Genomic DNA, 25176 nt, shown 5'->3' with positions numbered 1-25176 from the left:
GCCGGGTGGTTCGCCCGTCTCAGCGCCGTGACGCCGCGGCCGCCAGCTGTTCGGTGAGCTCCGCCAGCAGCTCCGTCGCCGCCTGGTCGAGCGCGGCCAGGTCGGCCAAGGTCGTTCCCGCGGTCTCTACGGGCACAATCCCTCCTCCAGGGCGTCGTGGCGGACGACCACGGCTCGGGCGAACGCGGTGTGCACGCGGAGGTACTCGTCGCGGCCGACCGCCGTGTCGGCCCATTCGTGCCAGCGGATGTGCGCTTCGGCCACGTCGATCTTCGCGGCCGCGGCCACCGTGGCGGGGGAGGTGCCGGCGAGGATCGCGTGGTGCATCAGGGACGGCGAGGAGCGCCGGGCGAGCTCGGCCAGCGCGGCGAGGCGGGCGAGCTCCGCGAGCGTGTCGGACGTGACCGGGCGGGGCCGCGGCCGGGGGACCGGACGCGAATTCCCGACGCCGTCGGTCAGGACGCTGGTCATCAAACGACTCCTGAGGCGGAAAGCAGCTGAGCAACCCGAACGGTTGACGTTTACCCCGGCCGGACCGGGGTAAACGCCGCCGCTGGTGATCTCCGTCTCATCGGGTCGGGTGACCCCTCAGCTGGCGCGGACCGCCCCGCAGTGCCACGGGATCCGCTGCGGCCGCACGCTTTCCAGCGTCGGGACGACCGGGGCGATCGTGCCGTCGCGGCGGAAGGTCAGCTTGTCGATCGTCGTCTCGCGGTGGGTGCCGTCGCCGCCCGGGATGCCGAAGCGGTGGTAGGCGAGGTACCAGTCGTCGGTGCCCGGCACCTGCAGCATCGAGCTGTGCCCGGTGCCGAGGACGCCCAGGTGGGCGTCCTTGCTCAGGATGAGGCCGCGGTTGGTGAACGGCCCGGCCGGGCTCGGCGCGGTGGCGTAGCCGACGCGGTAGTCCTCGCTGCGGGTGTCGTCGATGGACCAGCTGAGGTAGTAGGTGCCCTTCCTCTCCACCATGAACAGCCCCTCGCGGAAGCCGTCGAGGCCGGTCAGGCGGGTGATCTTCGCCGGGTCGTAGGACACCATGTCGTCGTTGAGCGGGACGACGTAGGCGTTGCCGTTGCCCCAGTACAGGTACGGCTGTCCGGTGTGGTCGAGGAACACCGCCGGGTCGATGGCCTGGCCGCCGTCGGGGTTCGTCGCGATCAGCGGCTTGCCGGAGTCGACGAACGGGCCGGTCGGCGAGTCGCTCACCGCGACGCCGATCTTGGCCTCGGCGCAGAAGTAGAAGTAGTACTTCCCGTTGTGCTTCGCGATCGTCGGCGCCCAGGCGTTCTTGTCGGCCCAGCCGACGTCCTTGCCGAGGTCGAGGATAACGCCCTCGTCTTTCCAGTCGACGAGGTTCTTCGACGACCACGCCGAGAACTTCGTGCCGCTCCAGCCGTCGAAGCCGTCGGTGGTCGGGTACAGGTAGTACGTGTCGCCGAACGCGACGATGTTCGGGTCGGCTTGGTAGCCCGGCAGGACCGGGCTGCGCACCTCGTGCGCCTCGACCGTCCACACGCGACGGTCACCGCCGGCGCCGGTGACCGTGAACCGCTTCGGCGAGCCGAGGTTCACGGGCTTCCCGTTGTCCGGCTTGATGGTCGCGCCCGGTGCCAGGGTGAACTCCGGCGCGAGCCGGCGCAGGTCGGTGCCGGGCTTGACCGGCAGCACGACCGTGCCGGCGCCGGAGTCGATGACGGCGGGCGTTTTGAGGGCGTCGAGCTGCACCGAGCGGATCGCGGTGCTGTTCGACGGCAGCGTGGCGACCTCGAGCCCGGACAGCGCCCGGTTGTAGAGCCGCACGTCCTTCATCTTGCCGGTCAGGGTCTTGTCGCCCGCGTACACGGACCGGCCGAGGTAGTTCGCCGCCGTGACGCCGCCGCCGAGGTCCGACGGCTTGATCGTGGCGTTCGTGTTGCGGGCGGCTTCGACGCCGTCCAGGTACAGCACTTCGACGCCGTTGCCGACGGTGAGCGTGACGTTCTTCCAGACCCCGCGCGGCAGCCCGCCCGCCCCGGCCGCCTGCTCGGTGGTCCAGTTGCCGGTCGCGATGGCGCCGCGGAAGCCGCCGCTCGCGGTGCCGCCGGTGGTGAACAGGTAGCCGTTGCCGGTGCCGTCCTTCGCCGTGTTGCCCAGCCCCCACAGGAAGTACGGCGTCTGCTGGGCCGGGTCGACCAGGACGTCGGCCGACACGGTGGCCGCGGCGGCGCCGGTGAGCAGGTTGTCCGGCAGCTGCACGTGCCCGTTCTTGCCGCCGAAGGCCAGCGCGCCGCCGGCCCAGGAGACGTCACCGGCGAGGGCGCCGTCGTACCCGTGCCCGGTGGAGTCGGTCGCGACCGTGCCCGACTTCGCGTCGAGCGGCCAGTGCGCGACGAGGCCGTTCGCGTCGGCCTTCGGCGGCGCCGGGGGTGCGCTCAGCCGGTTCATCTCGGCCTGCGTGACCGGCAGAACGGTGCCGTGGCGCGGCGACGCGGGCAGGTGCGCACCGGCCGACATCGTCCACTTGCCCGAGTTGAGATCGGTGGTCTCGAACGGGACGTAGCCGCGGCCGCCGAATTCGTCGATGAACAGGTACCACTTGTTCTCGGTGTTGGACTTGAACCCGGTCGGCCCTTCGCCCGCGGACAGGCCCGGGCCGGTCGCCGTGGCCTTGCCGATGCAGTCGGCGACGAAGCCGTAGTGCGGGTCGAGCAGGTCGGTGGCCTTCTCCTCGGTGATGAACTTGCTGCACGGCGTCGACGAGGTGTTGTTGCGCTCGTCCTTGGTGAAGCGGTAGTAGGTGTCCTGGTTCTTGATGACCGTCGAGTCGATCACCGAGTAGCCCGGGTCGATCCACACCTGGGGCGCGCTGAAGGTGACGAAGTCCCGCGTGGTCGCGTACATCATCCGGTTGTAGCTGTCCCCGAGGTGGTTCGGGTCGTTCGCCGCGTACAGCTTCGAAGCCCAGTAGACGACGTAGGTTCCGCGCTTGGCGTCCCAGAACGCCTCCGGTGCCCACGTGTTGCCCGCGGTCGGCGGGGAGACCTGGACGCTGCGCTGGCGCGACCAGTGCGCCAGGTCGGTGGACTCCCACACCATGATCGACCGGCTGCCGGTGCGCTGGGCGGCGTCCCAGCCGCGGCCGGCGTAGATCCGCAGGTCGGTGGCCAGCAGGTAGAACTTGTCGCCGTCGGGGGAGCGCAGGATGAACGGGTCGCGCACGCCCAATTCGCCGAGGCTCGACTTCAGCACCGGCTGGCCGTTGTTGAGCTCGGTCCAGTTCAGCGGGTCGTTGCCGCGGCTGAGCGCCGAGTAGATCTGCTCCCCGTTGGAGGTGCCTTCGCCGGTGAAGTAGAAGAAGCTGTAGCCGGATAGGGGTTCCTGGGCGGGCTTGGGGACCACCGTGGCGGTGAACCGCCGGGTGGTGCTCTGCCGGCCCAGGCTGACCTTCGCGGTCAGGACGACCTTCGCGGGCGCGGCCCCGGTCGCCGGCCGGGTGACTTCACCGGTCGGGGTGATCACCGAAGGCGCGGACGACGTCCAGGCGACGCTCGTGCCGTCCGGGCCGCTCACCGGCAGCGTGAGGTTGCCGCGGACGTCGTCGATACCGGGTACGGACAGCGTGCTCGCGGCGGCGCGGAGGTCCGGGCCGGAAGCGGAAGACGGCGCCGCACCGGCGCCGGCGCTGCCGAGGGGGACGAGTGCGGCCACGACGGCCAGCACGACGCCGAAACGGCGTGGAGAGAACAACTTCATCGTTGTCGGTTCCTTCGGGGCACGTCGGGGGACCGGTGCATGTTAACGTTAACATGGATCGGGGTACGCTGACTTTAGGTCGGTGGCGTCCGGCGGTCAAGAGCCGGAAGGATGGCCCCCGGGTGCCGGCAGGTCCGCGCGGGCCAGCTGACGGGCGATCTCTTCCCGCGGGTACGGCGTCTTCCGGCTCTCGGTGTGGAGCGCGAAGTAGAAGTCGTTGACGACCGCGGCCAGCGGGGCGTACCGCCGCAGGAGCGGGTCCGGGTGCGCTACCGCGCCGGCGGCGCACGCGCGGACGAAGTCGTTGCGGGTGCGGGGATCCGGCCACTCGCGCAGGCCTCGGACGGTCCGGTTGACCAGGTGGGTCAGGACGTAGGCCCGGTCGTGTTCGGCGTGGTCGGCGAGGAACTGCGCCTCGGCGGCCGAGAGGTCGAATTCCGGCGCCACCGTCAGGCCGAAGTCGGTGAGGTGGAGCCGTTCGCCGTCGGTGACGATGTTGGCGAAGTGCGCGTCGAAGTGTTGGATTCCCCGTGCGGCCAGGAATCCGGTGATCCGCCGCAGGTCGTCTTCGAGCGGCAGGTCGCCCCCCGGCCACGCGGCCAGGCTGTGCGGCAGGTACTCGAGGAACAGCACGAGGTCGGTGGTGGCTGTGGCGAGGGCTTCCAGCCTTCGCCGCACGCCGTCGTCGCCGTGCCAGAACGCCACGTCGGCCTCGATGTCGGGGCGGGGCCGGGGCAGGCCGGGCGCCACCCGCCAGTGGTGCAGGAGCGGGAAGTTCTTGCACTCGCCGCTGCGGACCCACGCCGTGGTCATGAGGTGCGCTTCCAGCTCGCGCCAGGCTCCGCCGCCCGCGGACCCGACTCCGTAGTGCCACTCCGGCGGGAGCCCGTAGAGGTCGGCCGTCGAGCGGGGGTTCGCCAGCTCGACGTCGGTGAGCGCGACCCGCTTGACGAAGACGGGTTCGCCGGCCACCTCAAGCAGCCAGGTCGACCCGCCGATCCCGGTGCCGAGCGGGCGGGCCGCGGCCAGGAGATCGTCACCCGCTTCGGCCAGGGCGGCGGCGATCTTGCCGTGGCGGGCGAGCCGGTGCGTCACGCGCGCACCAGCGGCAGGTAGACCTCGTCGACGATCTCGACCAGGACGCCGTCGTCCACTGTGGTCAGTCCGCGGGTGAGGAATTCGTGGCGCAGCAGCACGAGTGCGACGGTCGCGACGCGCGGGTGCAGGGCCTCCGGCCGGGCCTCGCCGCGGGCCACCGCCTCGCCGACGAGGGTGAGCCAGGTGTCGGTGCCGCCCCGGACGGCCTGTTCGTGCAGCTGCTCCCGCAGTTCCGGTTCGTCGCCCACGCCGGTGAGCAGGCCGCGCAGGATCCGGGCGGCGGGCGAGGTCTGGCCGCAGTTGATCGCCCGCAGCAGGGCCAGTGCGTCTTCGCGGAGGTTGCCGGTGCCGGGTGGCTTGAGGGTGTCCTCGGCCAGGTGGCGGTAGGCGGCGACGGCGAGCGCGGCGCGGTTCGGCCAGCGGCGGTAGATCGCGTTCTTGTTGGTGCCGGCGCGCTGGGCGACCCGTTCCATGGTCAGGCCGGGGTAACCGCCGTCGGCGAGTTCGCCGGCCGCCGCGCGCAGGATCGCCTCTTCCAGGTCGGTGCCCCGGCGCCGGGTCTTCGGTGCGGCCATGGGCACCACCTTAGCCGATACGGTACGGTACGAACCGTACCTTAAAGACGGGAGCACTCATGCGGGCCAAGGGCATCGGCTACGACACCGGCTTGGAGCGCGGCGGGCGGTTCAACCGGCCCTTCGACCCGGACCTCGTCCGCCGCGAGCTGACGATCATCCGCGACGACCTGCACTGCACGGCGGTGCGGCTCATCGGCACCGACCTGGACCGGATCGACCACGCCGGCCGCGAGGCGGCCGAGCTGGGGCTGGAGATCTGGTTTTCGCCGTTCCCGTGGGACCGGACCCCGGACGAGATCCTGGCGCTGCTCGCCGACGGTGCGGCCCGCGCCGAACGCCTTCGCTCGGCCGGCGCCGAAGTCGTGTTCGTCACCGGAGCGGAGCTGAGCCTGTTCAACCACGGTTTCCTGCCCGGGGAAAGCGTTTCCGGCCGGGTCGGGCGGCTGCTGGCCTCGCGTGACCTCGTCGCCGGGCTCCCGGCCCGCGTCAACGCGTTCCTGGCCCGCGCGGTCGAGGCGGTCCGCGCCCGGTTCGGCGGCCGCGTCACGTACGCGGCGGTTCCCCTGGAACGCGTCGACTGGGCGCCCTTCGACATCGTCTCGGTGGACGCGCACCGGTCGAAGGAGGTCGAGGCCGGCTACCGCGAGGGCGTCCGGAGCCTCGTCGCGGCGGGCAAGCCGGTGGCGATCACGGAGTTCGGCGTGACGCCTTACCGGGGCGCGGCCGACCTGGGGGCCCGCTGCGGCGAAATCGTGGAGTACGACGGCGACGTCCCGGTCCGGCTCAAGGGCGAGTACGTCCGCGACGAGCAGGAACAGGCCCGCTACCTGCGCGAACTGGTGGAGATCTTCGAGGCGGAGGGCGTCGACGCGGCGTTCGCCTGCACGTTCGTGTGTTACGGCCTGGTGCACCGGGCCGATCCCCGCACCGACCTGGACATGGCGAGCTGGGGTGTGGTGAAGGTGCTGGAGGAGGGAACGGGCGAGGCGTACCCGGACGTGCCGTGGGAACCGAAGGCGGCTTTCGGTGCGCTGGCCGCCTGCTACGAGGTCCGATGAATTCTTGGCGAACCAGCGCGATAATCGGGGTGGCGTTGACAGAAGGCGGTGTCCCTTCTAACTTCATAGCGCAAGACATCGGATGTCCAGCCCGGTTTCCGGGCCCGTCCGCCGACCGATGTGCACCCCTGCCGAACTGCTCGCCAGGAAGGACACACCGACGATGCCGCACTTCCCCCGCAGGGCCGCCCTGCGCTCGTTCGCCCTCGCCGTTCTCGCCGTCCCGCTCGTGCTGGGCACGCCCGCCCAGGCGGCCCCGCTGTGGCACCCGGACCCCGCCACCGACGGCCTGAAGGCCTTCGAGGGCATCGAAGCCGACCGCGGCCACCACCACCCCGACCGCAAGTACGTTGTCGTCGAAGGCGACCACTACCGCTTCAACATCTGGAAGGACGACCGCGACACCACCGGCGGCGGCGACCGCCAGCGCACCGAGTCGAAGGGCATGGTGCAGAACGGCCCCGCGCTCAAGATGCACGACGGCGAAACGTGGACGATCTCCTACGAGATGTACCTGCCGTCGTCGCTGCACGGCACGAGCAAGTTCACCCACATCTTCCAGACGAAGACGCCCTCGACCAACGGCGGCCCGTGGGTGACGCTCGACCTGACCCGCAGCGGCAGCAAGGAAATGCTCAACGCGCGCGCCTACGCCAACTCGGGTTCGCCGAGCATCGCGGCCACGGACCTGGCGCCGCTGCGGAACAAGTGGATCACCGTCGAGTGGACGTTCACGCCGGGCTCGAAGGGCAAGGCGGCGTGCGTCATCCGCACCGGGACCGGAGCCGGCGCGCCGATCGCCGCGCAGGGCAGCATGAGCGGGGTGAACTCCCCCGGCCAGGGCGACTACGTCCGCCCCAAGTGGGGGATCTACCGGTCGGTCCAGAGCGCTTCGGCCGACATCCTCGACACCTACCTGCTGTTCCGGAACTACACCGCGGCCCGTCGGTAGGTGCGCTCGCGCGCGACCAGGGTGACACTGGCGCTATGAAGGTCGTCGGCGGGCAGCGCGGTGCGTACCGCCCGCCGGCGACCGTTCCGCCGCCGCTGCGCCGGGGTCCGGTGCTGGTCACGGCGGTGTTCGCGGCGCTCGGGGGTGCGGTGATCCCGGCGGCCGCGCTGCCCGGGCTCTGGCGGATCTGGCAGCTGTACGCGATGCTCTTCGGCGCGGTGGCCGCCGTCGGGATCGTCGCCGTCGTCGCGGTGTCCGGGTGGCCCACCCGCAAGACGGCGCACTTCGGCGCGCTCGCGGCGTTCGCGGGCTTCGCCCTGTGGGTGCTGAGCCGTCCGCTCGGCCTGCTGACGCGGTTGGACCCCTGGCAGCCGGCGGACACGGTGGCCGGCTTCACCGACTGGGTCGCCGCCGGGCTGCAGGTCGTCGCGGTGCTCGGCTTCCTCGTCGTCGCCCGGCGCCGGGCGCACCCGTGGCCGTCCGCGCCGCGGCGGGTGGCGGCGTGGATCGTGCTGTTCCCGGTGGTCGTGGCCGTGCTCGCCACCGGCGTGGCGGGCACCGTCGCGGCCGGCGAAGGCAGCACCGGCACCGCCGCCTCGACGCTGCTCGACGACGGTCCCGGCACCTTCGAGTACTGCCGCCCCGACGGGATCCCGCTGGCCATGGACCTCTACCGGCAGCGGACGGGCGGGCCGGCCCCGGTGGTGCTCTTCCTGCACGGCGGCGGGCTGGTCCTCGGCAACCGCAAACCCGGCGGTCCCGGGGCCCTGCTCGCCGGCTCGTGGTCCGGCCCGCTGCGGGACGAGCTGATCGCCCGGGGGTTCGCGGTCGCCGTGATCGACTTCCGGCTCGCGCCCGCGGCCCCGTGGCCGGCCCCGCTCGCCGACGCCCGGTGCGCGGTCCGGTTCCTCAAGGCCAACGCGGCCGCGCTGGCCGTCGACCCGGCCCGGATCGCGGTGTGGGGCAGCGGCACGGGCGGCACCCTGGCGGCCCTGCTCGGCGTCGCGCGGGGGCCGGACACCGGCCAGTACGCCGGCCAGGACAGCACGGTCCGCGCGGTGGCCGCGGTGGCGGCCCCGGCCGGCTTCGACCTCGCGGGGCTGGACCCCCTCACCCGCGCGTCGGTGCTCATGGCGCTGGGCCGCTCGCCGTCGACGCTGCGCGCGGCCAGTCCGCTGACTCACGCCGGCCCGGGCGCACCCCCGTTCCTGCTCGACGGCGGCCGGAAGTCGGCCGAGTTCGCGACCCGCCTGCGCGCGGCGGGGGTGCCGGTGACCGAGGGGCCGTCGTCCGAGCGCGAAGTCGCGGACTTCTTCGCCGCCGCCGTCGGCTGAACGGATCCGGGCTTGCCCTGGAGCGCGCTCCAGGTCTTAGCGTGGGCCTCCACCGACCACGTCAGGAGCACGTTCCATGGAACTCGGTTTCCACCTCCCCATCTTCGACATCGACGGCGGGACCACCGCCATCGCCGGTGAGCTCGCCCGCGTGGGAACCGCGGCGGAAGAGGCCGGGGCGACCTGGCTGTCGTTCATGGACCACTACTTCCAGATCGAGCCCACCGGTCTGCCCGCCGAGTCGAACATGCTGGAGGGCTACACCACGCTCGGCTTCCTCGCCGCGCACACGTCCCGGATCGACCTCGGCCTGCTCGTCACCGGCGTGACCTACCGGCACCCCGGGCTGCTCGCGAAGATCGTCACCACGCTCGACGTCCTTTCCGGCGGCCGGGCCGTCCTCGGGATCGGGGCGGCCTGGTTCGAGCGCGAGCACCAGGGGATGGGCGTGCCGTTCCCGCCGGTCGCGGAGCGCTTCGAGCGGCTGGAGGAGACGCTGCGCATCTGCGCGCAGATGTGGGACCCGGAGAACAACAGCCCGTTCGAGGGCAAGCACTACCGGCTGGCCGAGACGTTGTGCTCGCCGCAGCCGATCAACCGGCCGAAGGTCCTCGTCGGCGGCGGCGGGGAGCGCAAGACGCTGCGGCTGGTCGCCCGGTACGGCGACGCGTGCAACCTCTTCGGCAGTTCCGTCGAGGACGTCGCGCACAAGCTCGACGTGCTGCGCCGCCACTGCGACGACCTCGGCCGCGACTACGACACGATCCGCAAGACGATCCTCGCCAACAACCCGCGGCCGACCCCGGAAACCCGCGACGACTTCGTCCGAGCCATGGCGGGCTACGCGAAACTCGGCGTGCAGACGGCGATCGTCACCCCGACGTCGGGGTCGCCCGCCGCGTGGATCGAGGGTATGGCGCCGGTGGTGCCGCAGCTGGCCGGCCTCGGCTGAGCCAGATTGTTTGTCCACAGTGGACACGTGGGGAATTTTCCTTCCGGGTGAACCGCTTCGCCGGGTGAGCCGTGTGCCCTGGTGAGGTGGCGACCAGAGAGGAGGGGCTGATGCCCCACGTGCGCACGGCAGGACGACACCGCAAACCCGCGACGATCGGACTGGTCGCTTTGCTGGGAGTAGCGGGCGCCACGGCCACGGCCATCGCCCTGACCAGCCCGGCGAGCAACGCGGCCACGGAAAGCTGTGGTGGCCTGGACACGGCGCTGCAGAACAACCTGACGTTCATCGCGAGCCAGCGCACGGCTCCGGACGCCCAATCGCAAGCGCGGATAGCGAACCGCCAGGCGGTGGTCGACCAGATCGAGCAGCGACGCGAAGCCGCGGGCTGCGCGAAGCAGGTGGCGGCCAACGAGGTGGCGGCCCAATGCGCGGCGGTCGTCGGAGCGGCGCAGGAGGCCGCGGCCGGGAAGGAAGCCGACGGCGCCGAACTGGCCGATGGGAACGGCATGGCCGGCGAGAACGACATGGGTGCCGGGAACGGTATGGCTGACGAGAACGGCATGGGTGCCGGGAACGCCGCGGCCGACGAGAACGGCATGGCGGCGAAGAAGGGCGCAGCGGCCGACGAGAACGGCATGGCGGCGAAGAAGGGCGCGGCGGCCGAGAAGGGTGCAGCCGACGAGAACGGCATGGCCGGTCAGCAGGACGCGGCCGACCAGGACGCCGCGGCCGACCAGGACGCCGCTGCCGCCCAGGCCTGCGAAGTGGTCCAGAAGTGCCTGGCCCAGGCCGCCGGCGTGGCCGACGCCGGCGGAATGGCGAACCAGAACGGCAAGGCCGAGAACGACGCCGCCGACCAGAACGGCATGGCCGGCCACCAGGGCATGGCCGAGCAGAAGGACGCTGCCGAGCAGAACGGCATGGCCGCGGGCAGCGGCGCCGACGAGAACGGCATGGCCGCGGAGAACGGCATGGCCGACGAGAACGAGCCCGCCGAGCGGAACGGTATGGCCGCCAAGAACAACGCCGCCGACCGGAACGGCAAGGCCGCCAAGAAGGACGCTGCCGAGCAGAACGACGCGGCGAAGCAGGAAGATGCAGCACAGGCCGACCTCTCCGCCGAGGACTGCGCGGCCGTCCTGAACTGCGTTTCCCAGGCCGCCGACCCCGCTGCCGCGGCCGAGCAGCAGGGCATGGCCGTCGAAGAGAACCAGAAGGCCCAGAACCACAAGGCCGAAGACAAGAAGGCCGAAAACCAGAAGGCCCAGGACAAGAAGGCCCAGCAGAAGGCCGAAGACGAGGCCGGTGCGGTCGCCGCCCGGTGCGTCGCGGCCGCCACCGCCGAAACGGTCCCCATGGGGCGCTGACCGGCAACCCGCCGGGCCCGGACCGGCCACCACCGCCGGTCCGGGCCGGGCGCGGGTGACCCGAACCGGTGACCGGCGGGAACTCCGGCCCGTCGCCGTTCGTTCACCACGTTGAGCGCAGTACGCTGGCGCTCGGAAAACGACCGACGACAGCACGAGGCTTCAGTGACCACCGACCCGGCGGCCGAGGACGCTTCCCTGCGCGAGGTGGCCGACGAGCTCGCCGTCGCCGGGCAGCTCCCTCGCTTCCTCCTGATGTACAAGTTCGCCATCGAAGAGCTGATGACGAAGCTGCGGATCCTCAGCGAGGAGTTCGACTTCGTCCACCAGCACGACCCGATCGAGCACATCACGAGCCGGGTCAAGCGGCCGGAGGCGATCAAGGAGAAGGTGCACCGCCGCGGTCTCGGCACCGACTGGGTCTCCGCGGCCGGCGCCCTCGACGACATCGCCGGGATCCGCGTGGTCTGCCCGTTCGTTTCCGACGTCTACGAAGTCGCCCGCATGCTCACCGCGCAGGACGACGTGGAGCTGCTGCGCACCAAGGACTACATCGCGAGCCCGAAGGCGAACGGCTACCGCAGCCTGCACCTCATCGTGCGCATCCCGGTTTTCCTGTCCGACCGCGTGGAAAAGGTCAAGGTGGAGGTGCAGCTGCGCACCATCGCCATGGACTTCTGGGCGGCGGTCGAGCACAAGCTGTCGTACAAGTACCGCGACAGCGTGCCGCCGGATTTCGCGGGCGAACTCTCGGCGGCGGCCCGGACCGCGGCCGACCTCGACCGCCGGATGGCCGCGCTGCACGAACGCATCCGCTAACGCACGGCCATCGCGCCGAGGGCGTCGAGCAGGATCCGCAAGCCGAACTCGAACTCCGCTTCGTGGTCGCACACCGCCAGGAACGGCGCCGCCGCCGAAACGGCGGGCAGCCCCGAGGCTTCGAGTTCCGCGAGCCGGCGGCGGGCCCCGTCGGGGTCGGTGCCGCTGAACGTCGGCGCGGCCTCGACCTCCCGCATCAGCGTGCCGATGAGGAACGCCAGCACGGCCCGCAGCCCGTGCACCGCGCGGTCCGGCGGGAAACCCGCGGCGAGCAGCGGCGCGAGCACGGTCTCCACCGGCGTCAGCGCCGTCATCGACGCGAGCTGGCGGGTGAGCACGAGCGGCGCCGCGCGCGGGTGGCCGAGCATCGCGGCCCGGAACCCGTGCGCCAGCGCGGACATCGTCTCCCGCAGGTCCGCCTCCGCCGGCGGCGCGGGGATCGCGGCCAGCAGGACCTCGGCGATCCCGTCCAGCAGCGCGTCCTTGCCGTCGACGTGGTTGTACAGGCTCATCGGGTCGACGCCGAGCCGGCGCGCGAGCTTGCGCATGCTCACCGCGGCCAGGCCCTCTTCGTCGACCAGCGCCAGCGCCTCCCGCAGGATCCGGTCGCGCGACAGGGCGTCCGCGTCCTTGGGCGGACGCCCGCGACGGCCCGTCACGGGGAGAGCACCGCGGGCAGGTGTTCGTAGCCGCGCAGGATGCGCGTCGACCGGCGACGGCCCCCGGGCAGCACGCGCAGGCCGGGGAACCGGTCGAAGATCGTGCGCAACCCGATTTCGCCCTCCATGCGCGCCAGCGAGGCGCCCAGGCAGTGGTGGCGGCCGGCGCCGAACGACACGTGGTCGCGCGCGCCGGCCCGGGTGACGTCGAAGACGCCCGGCTCGGTGAACACCCCGGGGTCGCGGTTGGCGCCGGCCAGCACGGTCGTCACCAGCGCGCCGCGCGGCAGCGGAACCCCGGCCACCTCGGTCGCGCGCGTCGACACGCGGCCGGTCAGCAGGACCGGCGGGTCGTACCGGAGGACCTCCTCGACGGTGTTGCCCCACAGTTCGGGCCGTTCGCGCAGCACGGCGAGCTGCGCGGGGTCGGCGGCGAGCAGGGCGATGCCGCTGCCGAGCAGGTTGACGGTCGTCTCGAAGCCGGCCGCCAGCACCAAGCCCGCGGTGGACTTCAGTTCCGTTTCGGTGAGGCCGACGCCGCCGTCGCGGGCCGCGACGAGCTTGCTGAACAGGTCGTCGCCGGGGTGGCGGCGCAGGTGGTCGAGGTGCTCGCCGAGCCAGGTGTCGAACTCGGCCAGCGCGGTTTCGACGTCGCGGAAGGTGCGCCAGCCGAGCCCGAGGTCGAGGCTGGGCGCGGCGGCCGCGCCCAGCGACAGCACCTTGCCGAGGTCGGACGGCGGCACGCCGAGGATTTCGCTGATGACGGTGACCGGGAGCAGGCCGCAGTAGGACTCGACGAGGTCGAGCGGGGCGGCGGGGTCGAGCGAGTCGAGCAGGCCGTCCGCGATCTCCTGCACCCGCCCGCGCAGCTGCTCGACCGCGCGCACGGTGAACACGCCGGTGACGAGCTTGCGGTAGCGGGTGTGCTCGGGCGGGTTGACGGCGAGCAGCGACGGCGGCCGGACGGGGTGCAGGTGCTCGCCGGCCGACCACTCGACCAGCCGGCCGAGCGCCGAGCCGTCGGAGCCGATGACGCCGACGCGGAAATCGTCGCTGGCCAGCACCTCCCGGACGGCGGCGTGCGTGGTGGTCATCCAGCCGAAGCGGGTACGGGCGAGCGGGCCGGCCGCGCGGATTTCCTCGAACAGGCCGGTCAGGTCCTGCCCCTCGGCCGCGGCGACCACCATCCGGCCCTGCAGGTCCCCGCGCCGGGCCTCGCGGCGCAGCACGGTACGGGGGAGTGCGTGGCCGAGGCCCCAGCGCACGACGGGTTTCGTCCAGGCCAGAGCCGCGGTCATGGTTTCCCCTCCGGTCGATGTGCCTACAGTGTAGGTTATCGTCGATTACCTACGGCGTAGATTTATGGGAGTTCCGATGAGCGAGTTCGACATCCCCGCCCCCGAAGTCCTCGCGGCCCGGCAGAAGCTGGTGCTCGACCACTTCCGCGACGAAGCCGCCCAGGACTGGGACGCCACGCTGTCGACGTTCCCCCACCCGCACTACGAGGTGGTGGCCACGATGACGGTCCACGACGGCGCCACGGCGGTCCGCGGCTACTACCACGACACGCGCACGGCGTTCCCCGACCAGCACCACGAGCTGATCGCGCTGCGCCACAGCGCCGACGCGGTCGTGGTCGAGTTTTGGCTGCTGGGCACGCACCTGGGCCCGCTGGGCCCGGTTCCGCCGACGGGGTCGCGCTTCCGCGTCCGCATGACGGCGTACTTCGTGTTCGACGCGCAGGAGAGGCTGGTGTGCGAGCGGATCTACTTCGACACGCTGTCGATGCTCAAGCAGCTGGTGGGCGGGGTGGACAAGAAGAAGCTGAAGAACTGGCTGTTGCTGGTGCGGGTGGCGCGGGGGTTCCTGGCGATGTCCGGTGGGCGCCCCGACCCGCGGCTGGTCGACACGGTCGAGCCGGAGCTGCGTGCTGTCTGAGGGCGCGTTTCACTGCGTTCGTCCGGGCCGTTCCGCGACCGGGGCCAGCAGCACCCCCAGCGCGAGCAGTTCCGTCACCGCCATTCCCCGCTCCACCAAGCCGAGCGGGATCAACGTCCACCAGCGGCCGTCCTCCAGCGCCGCCACCACCACCGCGCCCAGGATCACCGCGAACCAGCCGAGCGACACGACCGCCAGCACGCGCACCAGCCGGCGACGCCCCGGCGACGACGGGAACGCTGTCCGCGCCGCCACCAGCACCGCCAACGGCAGCGCCACGAACGCCACCACACTGGCGATCCGGTGCAGCGTGCCGCCGAAGTCGGCGCGGGAGACCGTGGCCCAGTCCGGTTTGGGGAACGCCACGATGACCAGGAGCCCCACCGTCCACAGTGTTCCCAGGATGGCCGCCGGGACCGGGAGGCGGCGCTGGCCGCGCAGTACCGCCAGGCCGGCCGCCGAGCCCAGCGCGACCAGGACCACCGCCACGTCGAAGACCCGCTTGTGGTCGGACAGGCCGTACTCGCTGATCGTGCGGCGGGTGGCGCTGATCTCGTCGGTCGGCGGGATGACCTGCAGCAGCAGCACCAGGCCGGCGCCGATCACCAAGGCCGCAATGCCCGTCAGGGAGACCGCGACCGACACTCGCCGCGCAGGGACCGTGACCATGGGCGCACAGTAGCCGACCGGTGGTTGAGTTCCCGGTGAAAAGCAGGGTGCACGCTGTCCGACTTACGGCGGTGTCCCCGGCCGGATTTCCTCCATTATGGTCCTCCGCTACCGGTACGTCCGTGCGTGCCGGCCTCGGTCAAGGAGGTCGCTTTCCGTGGGGAATTCACCAAGACGGCTAGTGCTGCTGGCTTCGGCCGTCGCGCTGGCCGGAACGTTCGTCGCGTTGCCGTCCGGCACCGCCGGCGCGGCGCAGAACGTCCTGCGCGCCGACAAGTCGGTGGCCCGCTCGTGCTTCGCGAAAGTGCTGCCCAAGGGCACCTCGGGCACCGATCGCCGCGAGCTGACGTCCACCGTGGACGGTCTGGTCCAGGCGCGGCTGCAGCCGGCGCAGGGCGCCGAGGGCGACTGGGACGTCGCCGTCTTCGACAAGGCCACGGGCGCGGTGGTCGCCGCCTCCGCCGCGTTGCGCAGCCACGAACTCGCTGAAAGCTTCGTGAAAAAGGGGCAGGAGCTCGTCGTCCAGGGCTGCCGGTACGGTGGCTCGGCCCGTCAGGCGCAGCTCGGGGTCGACTTCCTGGCGCTGACGCCGCAGGGCACGCCGACCGGTGCGGCGCCGGCGGTCCAGCGCGCGGAGCTCGTCCGCGTCGAGACGCCGACGCGCGCCGACAAGGGCAAGCTGACCGCCCTCGGGCTCGACGTCACGGAGAAGGGTGACGCGACCGGGGTCGAGGTCGTGCTCGCCGACGACGCCGACCGCAAGACGCTCAAGGACAGCGGCTTCAAGTCGAAGGTCATCGAGGCGGACCTCTCGGCCAAGTCGATCCGGGACGCGAAGATCGACCGCGAGTTCGCCGCGAAGACCGCCGCGACCGCGCTGCCCTCCGGGCGCACCGGCTACCGGCACCTCTACGAGTACAACTACGAGCTCAAGGAACTGGCGCGCAAGAACCCGAACCTGGTCTCGGCGTTCACGATGCCGGAATCGACGTGGGAAGGCCGGGACGTCGTCGGCGTCGAAATCGCCACCGACGTCAAGAACGTGACCGACGGCAAGCCGGTGAACTTCACCATGGGCGTGCACCACGCCCGGGAGTGGCCGGCGGGTGAGCACGTCATCGAATGGGCGTACGAGCTGGTCAACGGCTATTCGCGCGACGCAGCCATCCGCGGGCTGGTGAGCAAGACGCGCAACATCGTCGTGCCGATCATCAACCCGGACGGCTTCGAGATCTCCCGCGAGGCCGAGCCCAAGGGTGACTTCACCCGGTTCGACTACGAGATGAAGCGCAAGAACTGCAACGTCAACGACTCGCCGCCGCAGTTCGCGACCGGCGTGTGCAAGGCGAACCCGGGCGGGCGCCTCCGCGGCACCGACCCCAACCGCAACTACGGCGGCTTCTGGGGCGGCGCCGGCGCCGAGCTGGCCTGGAGCGGCGACACCTTCCGCGGGTCCGCGCCGTTCAGCGAGCCCGAGGTGCGCAACGTGCGCTCGATCGTGTCCTCGCGCCAGGTGACCAACCTGATGACGATGCACACGGTCGCCGCGCTGGTGCTGCGCCCGCCGGGCGTGGCCGACATCCGCCCGCCGCTGGAGGAACCGCAGTACAAGGCCCTCGGCGACAAGCTGGCCTCGCGCAACGGCTACACCAGCGAGCCGAGCTGGGCGCTCTACGACACCACCGGCACCACCGAGGACTGGTCGTACTGGGCCACCGGCGGCTGGGGCTTCACCATCGAGGTCGGCGGCAACGGCTTCCACGGGCCCTACGCCGACAGCGTCGTGGCCGAGTACGCGGGCCTGGCCCCGGCGGCCGGGGCCGGCAAGGGCGGCAACCGGCAGGCGTTCCTGGACATGCTGGGCAACGCGGCCGACCCGCAGCAGCACTCGACGCTGATCGGCTCGGCGCCGAAGGGTTACCAGCTCAAGCTGCACAAGACGTTCCAGACGCCGACGTCGCCGGTGATCCAGCCCGACGGCTCGACCAAGCCGCCGATCTACATCACCGACGACTTGAACTCGAAGTTCACCGCCACCGGCGGGCGCTTCGCCTGGTCGGTCAACCCGTCGACGCGGCCGTACGTGGCCGGCCGGTACGGGCGCGACCCGCAGGGCCCCGCGCAGCAGGGCTTCGCGGTCACGAACCCGGCGGGCGTGCCGCCGATCAACCAGAACTACCCGGAGGACCCGGCGGGTGACTCGTTCACCTTCCACGTCGACGGCCTGCCGAAGGTCGACAACGGGAAGTTCAGCGTCAACATCAACTGGGCGAACACCGCGACCGACTGGGACCTGTTCATCTACGACGCGGCGGGCAACCTGGTCAGCTCGTCGGCGAACGGCGGCACGACGTCCGAGCACGCCGTGCTGTTCGACCCGCCGGCCGGTGACTACAAGGCCGTGGTGGTCAACTACGACCAGGCGAACCCGGCCGCGGTCGACGACTGGGCCGGGGACGTGTCGTTCTCGTCGCCGATCCCGCCGACCTACGGGACGAAGGAGGCCTACCAGCTGACCTGCTCGTCGCCGAACGGCAAGCTCGTCGGCGTGGCGGACGTCTACGCCGACCGCGGCCAGACGGTCGACGTCGGCGAGGTCTGCACCCGCTCCGCGCACGCGCAGAAGCAGCGCGCGTCGGGCGGGGTCCGGTAGCCCGGTTTTCGGTACGTGAAGGCCTCCTCGCTCGCGCGGGGAGGCCTTCACGGCGTTACGGCCAGGGTGACGCCGAGGACGACGAGAACCGTGCCCACGACGCGGTTGAGGGCCGGTTCCGCGCGGGCGTACCAGCGCTGGGTGACGGGGGAGGAGAACAGCAGGGCGACGCCGAGGTGCCAGGCGGCCGAGGCGGCGACGATCAGGGCGACCGCGGCGGCTTTGACGGCCGTGGGTTCGGTGGGCGGGAGCGTCGCGGTGAGGACGCTGCCGAAGAACGCGACGGCCTTGGGGTTGGTCAGGTTGCTCAGCACACCGCGGCGGAAGAAGGTTCCCGGGCGGTCCGGGGTGCTCACTGCCTGGTCCGGCGGTTTGGCGGGTGTGGCGGGGTCGGCGGGGGCGCGCCACCACAGCCGGGCGCCGAGCCACGCCAGGTACGCGCCGCAGACCACGCGCAACGCCGTGGCCAGCCACGGCGTGCGTGCCAGGACACCGCCCAGCCCGAAGACGGCGACCGCGGCCAGCAGCCCGCCCGCGGCGACCACGCCGAGCGCGATCGCAACCGCGGCCCGCCGGGTTCCGGTGGCGGCGGTGTGCACGATGAGCACGAAGTTCGGGCCGGGGGAGACGGCGGCCGGCAGGTAGGCCAGGAGGACGGTGGCGAGGGTAGCGGCGGGACTCATCAGGCCGGGCTCATCGGACCGGGCTCATCGGACCGGGCCGAGGCGGGTCGGCCTCCCTTGCCGGCAAGCGCCCCAATGTGGCGTTGGTTGCGTCCAACGCACCGAACGCCGCATTGGGTGCGTCGGACGCACCGAACGCCACATTGGGTGCGTTGGACGCACCGAACGCCCCATTGGGGCGCTCGGGAACCTGGCTCACGCGGCCCGGCCGCCTCCGCCGACGACCTGGTCGCGCATCGTCCTCAGCGTCGGGTGATCCACTGTGGACGGATCCGCCGCCAGCCACTCGCCGATCTCGTGCAGGAACTCCTCCGGCGTCATCGGCGCGACGGGCAGGTCGCCCGGGTCGGCCGTGGTCAGGTCGCCGCTGCGGCTCGGGTACACGATCATCGCGCCCCTCAGCGCCACGTCGGGCAGCAGGCCGCGGTAGGCGGCGAGGCTTTCGGCGAGCCGGCTGCCGCCGCCGCGGAACGGGCGGCCGTTGCGCAGGAGCCGGCCGTCCTCGGCCGTCTCGTAGTGGCCCGGCAGCCACAGCTTCGACTCGATGAGCACCAGCCGCTTCCCGCACAGCACCGCGTGGTCGACGTCGGCGAACACCGAACCGGGCCAGGCGAGGCCGTGGAAGATGCGGGCGCCGGGCAGCCGGGTGAGGTAGCCCTCGAGCAGGTCGGCGGTGAGCCGCTCGGCCAGCTCGTCGCGCTCGGTGCCGGGAGCGCCGAAGACCGTGCGGCCGCCGAACTCCTCGGCGTACGCCTCGCGGTCCCGGGCGGCCCGCAGGTACCCGCGCGCCAGCCGCTGGACCAGCAACGCCGTGCCGGCCGTCAGCAGCAGCCAGACGACGAGCACCGGCGGGGAAAACCCGACCCCGGTCACCAGCGGCAGCAGCACGAGCACCATCCCGGCGATCGCGGCGACCACCGGCGTGTGCCCGGGCCCGCTGCGGCGGCCGTGCCGCATCCGGGTGTCCTCGCCGGCGCAGTGCCACCAGCTCAGGTCCTCGGCGTCCAGTTCGGGCAGGTCGGGGACGAACCCCGGCTCGTCGCCGAAGCGGCGGCGGGGGCGCGGCCGGACCGGCACGGGCACCACGGCCGCGCCGCCGGAGTCGTAACGGGCGCGGGCGACCGGATCGCTCAGGACGTCGTAGGCCTCGCGCAGCAGCCGGAACGTGCCGACCGTGCCGCCGCCGTCCGGGTGCAGGGACTTGGCCAGCCGGCGGTAGGCCGTCTTGACGTCGGCCGCCGTGGCGTCCCGGCGGACGCCGAGCACCTCGTAGTAGTCGACCTCGGGCACGCGGGCGTTCACCTCCGGATGGCTGCGCGAAGACTTTATGGGGTCGGGCCACGGGGTCTGTCACCGCCTCGGCGGCGCGTGCGGGTGATGCTCCTCGGCGCAGGTCAGCGCCGTGTGGGAGTTTTACCGCTGACGGCGCGGGGTTTGCGCGCTCCGGCGTACCCGCCGCATGCGTGCGCGTGACGACGTCCGGCGTGGCGGTGCGACGGGGTTTGCGGTGGTCCGGGAGTGTCCACTGAGGACCATATGTCACCCGGAAGTGTTGCGCCGGCCGGGAAAGCGGGCTTCCTGGTCACTTTTCGTAGCCGGATTTCACCTGAATAGCCGCGAACAGATGTTCGAAAGCTCGCCTACGATGGAGGCATGTCCTCGAACCCCCTCAGACGTGACGGGCCCACCGCCACCCCACCTCGGCAGCGGGCCCGTCACCCCCGTCAGCGCTCGCGCAGCAGGAACCGCTGCAGCTTCCCGCTGGCGTTGCGCGGCAGCGCGTCGAGGAAGCGCACCCGGCGCGGGTACTTGTACGGCGCGGCAACGGCTTTGGCGTGCTCCTGCAGGGCGTGCACGACGTCCGGGCCCGGGGCGGCGCCCGGCCGGAGCACGACGAAGGCGGTCACGACGGCGCCCCGGTCCGGGTCGGGCGTGCCGACGACCGCGCACTCCTCGACGTCCGGGTGCGTCAGGAGCACTTCCTCGACCTCGGGAGCCGCGATGTTGTAACCGGAGGAGACGATCATGTCGTCGCTGCGCGCCACGAAGCGGAAGTAGCCGTCGGGTTCGCGGACGTAGGTGTCGCCGGTGATGTTCCAGCCGTCGCGGACGTAGTCGGTCTGCCGCGGGTCGCCGAGGTAGCGGCAGCCGGTGGGGCCCTGGACCGCGAGCAGTCCCGGCGTGCCGTCCGGCACCGGCCGGCCGTCGGCGTCCAGCACGGCGGCGCGGAAGCCGGGCACGACCTTGCCGGTCCGGCCGGGGCGGACGTCGGCGCCGGCCGCGGAGATGAACACGTGCAGCAGCTCCGTGCTGCCGATGCCGTCGATCAACGGCGATCCGGCGACCTCGCGGTACCGCTCGGCCACGGCGGCGGGGAGCGCTTCCCCGGCGGAGACGGCGCGGCGGACCCCGGCCAGCAGCGGCCCGTCGCCGGCGCCGAGGATCGCGCGGTAGGCGGTCGGGGCGGTGAACAGCACCGTCACCGCCTGCTCGGCGACGACCGACGCCAGCTCCTTGGGGGTCGCGCGTTCCAGCAGGAGCGTCGACGCGCCGGCGCGCAGCGGGAACACCAGCAGGCCGCCGAGGCCGAAGGTGAACGCCAGCGGCGGGGTGCCGCAGAAGAGGTCGTCCGCGGTGGGCTGCACGACGTGCCGGGAGAACGTGTCGGCGATGGCGAGCAGGTCGCGGTGGAAGTGCATGGTGGCCTTCGGCGTCCCGGTCGTGCCGGAGGTGAAGGCGAGCAGGGCGACGTCGTCGGCGGCCGTCGGCACGTCGGCGAAGGCCGCCGGGTGCCGGGCGCAGCGTCCGGCCAGTTCGGCGCGCTCGGTGCCGTAGGACACCACGGGCAGCCCGGGCGGCAGTTCGTCGAGCAGGCGCTCGTCGCACAGGGCGACCGACGGCTGCGCGCGGTCGGCGATCTTGTCCAGTTCGCCGCGGCGCAGCATCGGCATCGTCGTGACGGCGACGGCCCCGGCCTTGAGGACGCCGAGCCAGCACGCCGCGAGCCACGGCGTGTTGGTGCCGCGCAGCAGCACGCGGTTGCCGGGCACGACCCCGAGCTCGGCGGTGAGGACGTGGGCGATCCGGTTGGCACGCGCCACGACTTCGCCGTAGGTCCACACCTCCTGCGGCGAGCGCAGGCAGGGCCGGTCCGGGCCGAGGCGGGCGGCGGTGTCGTCGAGCAGCACCGTCGCGGCGTTGAGCCGCTCGGGGTAGTGCAGCTCCGGCAGGTCGAACACGAGCCGCGGCCATTGCTCACCGGGCGGCAGCCGGTCGCGGCAGAAGGAGTCGGTGTGAGCGCTGGGAGTAAGCCTCATCGCAGCTCCTCGGTCTCGACCTGCCCCACGAGGAACGTAGCACTCGTTGCGACCGTCGAGAAGACGCAATGTCGCATCGTTGACGGCGGCAACGAGACAGCGATACGGGTCGGTTCAGCCGCCGGCGAGCACATCGAGTTCGGCGATGATCGCCGGGTAGGCCTCCGGGCAGCGGTCGACGAGGTCCTCGACGACGTAGGCCCAGTCGTGCTCGACCAGCTGCTTCGCCAGCGCCCGCTCCGGGGACAAGCCCCGGGTGTCGGTGGCCGGGAACCGGCCGGGGACCGCGGAGGTCGCTGTCTTGCGCGTCCAATCCTTACTGAGGCCCCTCCACGTCGAGACCTCTTGGCCGAGCTCGGTCAGGCTCCGGATCCGGCCCGAGCAGAGCTCGAGGACCTGCCGGACGTTCCGGGCCGCCGGGCGGGAATCGCCGGCCGGGTCTTCGCCGAGTGCGCGGCGAGGGGCCGGAGGCGGTCGATCAGGGCCGTCGTGCGGTCGCGGTCACCCCGATCCGCCGCTACCGCGACCACCTCGAGCAGGCCGTTCATCGCTTCGACGGGGTCGGGCTGCGCCTCGGCGAGGCGCCCGGCTTCGTCGAGCAGATCACCGTCACGCGTCTGCTTCGCCACCAGCAGCACCGCGTTCACGCGGTCCGGGGGATCGGCCGCGTTCCGCGCGACGGCTCGCGCGCGTTCCGGCAGGCCGGCCGCCAAGAGGGCCCGGAGCACGTCCAGCCGCGGCCGCCACTCGAGCGCCGGGTCGGCCACCCGGGCCAGCGTGCGTTCGGCCCGGTCGAGCTCGCCTGCCGCCACCGCGCCTTCGGTGATGGCGGCCCAGGCAGACGCCCGCGCCGTGGGATCGGTCAACAGAGCGGCTTGGCGCTCCGCGCGGTCGAAGTCTTCGTGGTCGGCCATCGTTCTGATCCACAGCACGGAGATGCGCTGGTCGTACTCGCCGACGAGCCCCCGGGCCACCCGCTCGGTCAGCTGGAGGACTTCGGCGCCTTCGTCCGCGCTGCCGGCCCGGAGGAGGGCGGCCGCCACGACAAAAAGCGCCTGCGCGTCGTTGCCCTTTTCCGCGTACTCCCGCGCGATCTTCGCCGCGCGCTGCGGGTCCCCGGTTTCCGCGAGCGTCGGAGCGACGGCGATCAGGGCTTTCCGGCGCTGGAGAGCGTCCGGCGCCTCCAGGGCGATGCGTAGTGCCTCGGCACTCAGGCGGGCCGCCCCGGCCGGGTCCTTCGTGCCGATCGACGAAGCGACTTCCGCCAGCCGGGCGCCCAACCGCACGGGCTCCGACGTCGTCCGGGCGATGGCTTCGGCACGGTGGCGGTCCTGCTTGGCTGTGATCCGAAGGATCTCCCCCAGCCATTCCTCCCGCTTTTCCGCGTCCTCCAGCGTGTCCAGGATCCGCAGGGCGCGCTCGTCGTCACCGGCCCGGGCGGCGTCGGCCGCCACCGGGCCGGCAAAAGTGGTCCGCCCGGCCAGGCGGGCCGTCGAGAGCGTGGTTTCCGCGTCCTCCAGCAGGTCCGCGGCATGGTCCGGCCGGCCCAGTTCGGCGGCGGCCGCGGCCATCGCGCTCAGCGCCTCCGCGGATCCGTGCTGCTCCTCGCCTTCGAGCAGCTTCCCGGCTTCGGCCAGGAGCGCGTCCGCCCGGTCCGGTGCCTCGGCGGCGGCATCGCCGGCCAGCAGCGCGAGTGCTTCCGCGCGTTCGGCGGTGTTCTGCACGAGTGCCGTTACGCGGCGTGCGCGTTCGTGATCGCCGGCGCGGCCGGCCGCCTTGGCGAGCGAAACCACCGGGCCGGCGCCGAAGAACTGGCTGAGCGCGGCCGCGTGTTCCTCCGCCTGATCCAGCAGGCTCGCCGCCTGGCTGGGGTGTCCCTTGGCGCGGCAAACCGCCGCGGTCGCGATCAAGGCCCGGATGCGGTCGAACGGGTGCCGGATGGCGGCGATCATCGCTTCCGCCCGGTCCAGGTGGCCGAGCTTGGCCCAGCCCGACGGCAGGGCCGGTGGCACCCGGCCGTTGCCCCGGAGCAGGTGCACGCGATGGACCGCGAGCCGGGCGAGGGCGACCAGGTCCGGCGGCCCGGAGGCGTGGATCAAGTTCTGCGTCGCGGTGATCTCACTCAGCGCGGCGCCGTCGCCGCCCGCGCGGACCTGGGCGAGGGTGTGACGATGCGGGTCGGTGGCGCAGGCCAGCATGCGGGGCACGTCTTGTTCCGCCAGGAGCAGCGCGAAGTAACCCCGGAGCAGGTACTCGGGCGTGTCCGGTGGCCATCCCTTGTCCGCGTAGCCGTCCGCCCACTCGTGCAGGCGCTGCCGGTAGCCCGCGAGCCGGGGCCCCAGCATCTCCCGCGCGGTGACCAGGAGCTGCTCGTGGGCCAGGACGTGGACCTCGTCGGTCAGCCCGGGACGCTCCGGTGGACGGCAGGCGAAGCTGCGCCCGGTCGCGGTGTGCAGGCAGTCGTCGATGTCGCAGGGCATGGCGCCGGTCAAGGTGACCAGGTCCGGTGCGGTGAGGCCGCCGGCCGCCGCAGTGATCAGGCCCAGGACGTCCTGCTCGATCGGAGCGCCGCGGAGGAGACGTTTCAGGTCGCGTTCTTTGGCATCGCGCACGGCGCCGGCCTTTGCGGACGGGGCGAGCGGGCGGATGATCGCCGGCTCGCGCAGGGGATGGTCGTCGGGGACGTCGGTGGGCAGGGGCCTGCTGCTGCGGCCCGAAACGATCACGCGCATCCCCGCCGGCGGGTGCTCCGGGAGCAGCGCCGCGATGCTGTGGGTGTCTGGGCTGCCGTCCAGGCCGTGATCCTCGTCCAGCCCGTCCACGACGAGCGCGAACTGCTCACCGCGCCGGCGGCACTGGTCCGCGACCTCGGCGAGGAGGCCCCGCAGCTGCGTCTCGCGCGTCGAGTCCGTCGACTGCGGAAGCGGTATTTCCCGGATTGCGCAGAGCTGCTCGAGCAGGTTGTCGACGAAGGCCCGGCGATCGCTCTGGCCGGGCTGGCTCCCGGTGATGAAGAACGCGACGAGCTGCACCCCGGGCGGCGGATCCAGTACGAAGGCCGCCAGCAGCGCCGACTTCCCCGACCAGGCCTCGGCCCGCCACCAGGCATACGCCCCTCCGGTGCCGGGGTCGGTGCAGAACCGGGCCAGTTCGGCGAGTTCTTCGTCGCGACCGACCAGGCACCGGGGCGCAAAGGATTCGACCCGGGTGAGGTAGTAGCTGCGCACCGGACCGGATCCGCCGGCGTGCACGGCACCCCGTACCGTCCCGATCTGGACCACCGGTCCGGTGAACCGGCCCGAAGCGGAATTCTCCGTCACCGGGCCATCATCCGGGGATGAGCCGGCCGGGCGCCCGGTCCGCGCTG

Annotated in this window: 20 protein-coding genes; 8 read left to right on the top strand and 12 right to left on the bottom strand. The window is 72.2% G+C overall.

All coding sequences use genetic code 11. From position 1 onward, the window contains the following. Positions 1–126: 126 nt before the first annotated feature. The 4 genes from Q5425_RS16900 to Q5425_RS16885 form a co-directional block, all read right to left on the bottom strand. Complete coding sequence (locus Q5425_RS16900; protein WP_308673191.1) at positions 127–471, bottom strand: hypothetical protein; 345 nt, start codon at positions 469–471, stop codon at positions 127–129. A gap of 117 nt (positions 472–588) precedes the next feature. Next, positions 589–3729, bottom strand: coding sequence for a family 43 glycosylhydrolase (locus Q5425_RS16895; RefSeq protein WP_308673190.1), 3141 nt, complete (start codon positions 3727–3729; stop codon positions 589–591). 96 nt (positions 3730–3825) lie between these two features. Further along, on the bottom strand, positions 3826–4824 hold the full coding sequence (locus tag Q5425_RS16890; protein ID WP_308673189.1) for a hypothetical protein: 999 nt from the start codon (positions 4822–4824) through the stop codon (positions 3826–3828). Beyond that, positions 4821–5402 (bottom strand): TetR/AcrR family transcriptional regulator, encoded by a 582-nt coding sequence (locus tag Q5425_RS16885; protein WP_308673188.1) that lies wholly within the window; start codon positions 5400–5402, stop codon positions 4821–4823. The genes Q5425_RS16890 and Q5425_RS16885 overlap by 4 nt, the downstream gene beginning before the upstream one ends. 59 nt (positions 5403–5461) lie before the next feature. On the opposite strand from Q5425_RS16885, the gene Q5425_RS16880 reads away from it, so the two are divergent. The 6 genes from Q5425_RS16880 to Q5425_RS16855 all read left to right on the top strand — a co-directional run bounded on the left by Q5425_RS16880 (position 5462) and on the right by Q5425_RS16855 (position 11890). Beyond that, complete coding sequence (locus Q5425_RS16880; protein ID WP_308673187.1) at positions 5462–6463, top strand: hypothetical protein; 1002 nt, start codon at positions 5462–5464, stop codon at positions 6461–6463. A 163-nt stretch (positions 6464–6626) separates the two neighbouring features. Continuing rightward, positions 6627–7415 (top strand): hypothetical protein, encoded by a 789-nt coding sequence (locus Q5425_RS16875; protein ID WP_308673186.1) that lies wholly within the window; start codon positions 6627–6629, stop codon positions 7413–7415. A gap of 35 nt (positions 7416–7450) precedes the next feature. Further along, positions 7451–8749 (top strand): alpha/beta hydrolase, encoded by a 1299-nt coding sequence (locus tag Q5425_RS16870; protein ID WP_308673185.1) that lies wholly within the window; start codon positions 7451–7453, stop codon positions 8747–8749. 76 nt (positions 8750–8825) lie between these two features. Continuing rightward, positions 8826–9701, top strand: a complete 876-nt coding sequence (locus tag Q5425_RS16865; RefSeq protein ID WP_308673184.1) for an LLM class F420-dependent oxidoreductase — start codon at positions 8826–8828, stop codon at positions 9699–9701. Positions 9702–9811: 110 nt separating this feature from the next. Then, on the top strand, positions 9812–11071 hold the full coding sequence (locus Q5425_RS16860) for a hypothetical protein (protein WP_308673183.1): 1260 nt from the start codon (positions 9812–9814) through the stop codon (positions 11069–11071). A gap of 165 nt (positions 11072–11236) precedes the next feature. Further along, positions 11237–11890, top strand: a complete 654-nt coding sequence (locus Q5425_RS16855) for a GTP pyrophosphokinase family protein (RefSeq protein WP_308673182.1) — start codon at positions 11237–11239, stop codon at positions 11888–11890. Here the strand turns inward: Q5425_RS16855 and Q5425_RS16850 are convergent. Both Q5425_RS16850 and Q5425_RS16845 read right to left on the bottom strand, forming a co-directional pair. Next, positions 11887–12549, bottom strand: coding sequence for a TetR/AcrR family transcriptional regulator C-terminal domain-containing protein (locus Q5425_RS16850; RefSeq protein ID WP_308673181.1), 663 nt, complete (start codon positions 12547–12549; stop codon positions 11887–11889). The genes Q5425_RS16855 and Q5425_RS16850 overlap by 4 nt on opposite strands. Next, positions 12546–13847 (bottom strand): cytochrome P450, encoded by a 1302-nt coding sequence (locus Q5425_RS16845; protein ID WP_308673180.1) that lies wholly within the window; start codon positions 13845–13847, stop codon positions 12546–12548. The genes Q5425_RS16850 and Q5425_RS16845 overlap by 4 nt, the downstream gene beginning before the upstream one ends. Before the next feature lie 76 nt (positions 13848–13923). Here Q5425_RS16845 and Q5425_RS16840 point away from each other — a divergent pair, with 76 nt between their 5' ends. Next, a complete protein-coding gene (locus Q5425_RS16840; protein ID WP_308673179.1) occupies positions 13924–14487 on the top strand; it encodes an ester cyclase in 564 nt (187 codons plus the stop codon). Between the two features lie 9 nt (positions 14488–14496). Here Q5425_RS16840 and Q5425_RS16835 read toward each other — a convergent pair whose 3' ends face one another. Continuing rightward, positions 14497–15156, bottom strand: a complete 660-nt coding sequence (locus tag Q5425_RS16835; protein ID WP_308673178.1) for a DUF998 domain-containing protein — start codon at positions 15154–15156, stop codon at positions 14497–14499. 181 nt (positions 15157–15337) lie between these two features. Between Q5425_RS16835 and Q5425_RS16830 the strand changes: the two genes are divergently transcribed. After that, entirely contained in the window at positions 15338–17809 is a 2472-nt protein-coding gene (locus tag Q5425_RS16830) for a M14 family zinc carboxypeptidase (RefSeq protein WP_308673300.1), read from the top strand. Positions 17810–17856: 47 nt separating this feature from the next. Here the strand turns inward: Q5425_RS16830 and Q5425_RS16825 are convergent, their stop codons facing one another. The 5 genes from Q5425_RS16825 to Q5425_RS16805 form a co-directional block, all read right to left on the bottom strand. Next, positions 17857–18492, bottom strand: a complete 636-nt coding sequence (locus Q5425_RS16825; RefSeq protein ID WP_308673177.1) for a LysE family transporter — start codon at positions 18490–18492, stop codon at positions 17857–17859. Positions 18493–18687: 195 nt separating this feature from the next. Further along, the gene (locus Q5425_RS16820) at positions 18688–19782 is read right to left on the bottom strand and encodes a DnaJ domain-containing protein (protein ID WP_308673176.1); all 1095 of its coding nucleotides are present in this window, start codon (positions 19780–19782) and stop codon (positions 18688–18690) included. 434 nt (positions 19783–20216) lie between these two features. Beyond that, entirely contained in the window at positions 20217–21809 is a 1593-nt protein-coding gene (locus tag Q5425_RS16815) for an AMP-binding protein (RefSeq protein ID WP_308673175.1), read from the bottom strand. A 114-nt stretch (positions 21810–21923) separates the two neighbouring features. Beyond that, a complete protein-coding gene (locus tag Q5425_RS16810) occupies positions 21924–22058 on the bottom strand; it encodes a hypothetical protein (RefSeq protein WP_308673174.1) in 135 nt (44 codons plus the stop codon). 110 nt (positions 22059–22168) lie between these two features. Next, positions 22169–25129: a hypothetical protein gene (locus Q5425_RS16805; protein WP_308673173.1), complete on the bottom strand. Its 2961-nt coding sequence runs from the start codon at positions 25127–25129 to the stop codon at positions 22169–22171. Positions 25130–25176 lie beyond the last annotated feature (47 nt).

The organism is Amycolatopsis sp. A133 (assembly GCF_031082405.1).
Lineage (GTDB): Bacteria > Actinomycetota > Actinomycetes > Mycobacteriales > Pseudonocardiaceae > Amycolatopsis.
Note: the sequence above shows the minus strand (reverse complement) of the source record. Positions and strands in the feature narration are given on the sequence as shown.

What these genes read in the sequence shown, in the direction of transcription:
- Q5425_RS16845 (WP_308673180.1), bottom strand. Translation starts at nt 13,847, where the DNA reads ATGACCGCGGCTCTGGCCTGGACGAAACCCGTCGTGCGCTGGGGCCTC.
- Q5425_RS16880 (WP_308673187.1), top strand. Translation starts at nt 5,462, where the DNA reads ATGCGGGCCAAGGGCATCGGCTACGACACCGGCTTGGAGCGCGGCGGG.
- Q5425_RS16885 (WP_308673188.1), bottom strand. Translation starts at nt 5,402, where the DNA reads ATGGCCGCACCGAAGACCCGGCGCCGGGGCACCGACCTGGAAGAGGCG.
- Q5425_RS16895 (WP_308673190.1), bottom strand. Translation starts at nt 3,729, where the DNA reads ATGAAGTTGTTCTCTCCACGCCGTTTCGGCGTCGTGCTGGCCGTCGTG.
- Q5425_RS16865 (WP_308673184.1), top strand. Translation starts at nt 8,826, where the DNA reads ATGGAACTCGGTTTCCACCTCCCCATCTTCGACATCGACGGCGGGACC.
- Q5425_RS16840 (WP_308673179.1), top strand. Translation starts at nt 13,924, where the DNA reads ATGAGCGAGTTCGACATCCCCGCCCCCGAAGTCCTCGCGGCCCGGCAG.
- Q5425_RS16875 (WP_308673186.1), top strand. Translation starts at nt 6,627, where the DNA reads ATGCCGCACTTCCCCCGCAGGGCCGCCCTGCGCTCGTTCGCCCTCGCC.
- Q5425_RS16825 (WP_308673177.1), bottom strand. Translation starts at nt 18,492, where the DNA reads ATGAGTCCCGCCGCTACCCTCGCCACCGTCCTCCTGGCCTACCTGCCG.
- Q5425_RS16870 (WP_308673185.1), top strand. Translation starts at nt 7,451, where the DNA reads ATGAAGGTCGTCGGCGGGCAGCGCGGTGCGTACCGCCCGCCGGCGACC.
- Q5425_RS16835 (WP_308673178.1), bottom strand. Translation starts at nt 15,156, where the DNA reads ATGGTCACGGTCCCTGCGCGGCGAGTGTCGGTCGCGGTCTCCCTGACG.
- Q5425_RS16900 (WP_308673191.1), bottom strand. Translation starts at nt 471, where the DNA reads ATGACCAGCGTCCTGACCGACGGCGTCGGGAATTCGCGTCCGGTCCCC.
- Q5425_RS16815 (WP_308673175.1), bottom strand. Translation starts at nt 21,809, where the DNA reads ATGAGGCTTACTCCCAGCGCTCACACCGACTCCTTCTGCCGCGACCGG.
- Q5425_RS16860 (WP_308673183.1), top strand. Translation starts at nt 9,812, where the DNA reads ATGCCCCACGTGCGCACGGCAGGACGACACCGCAAACCCGCGACGATC.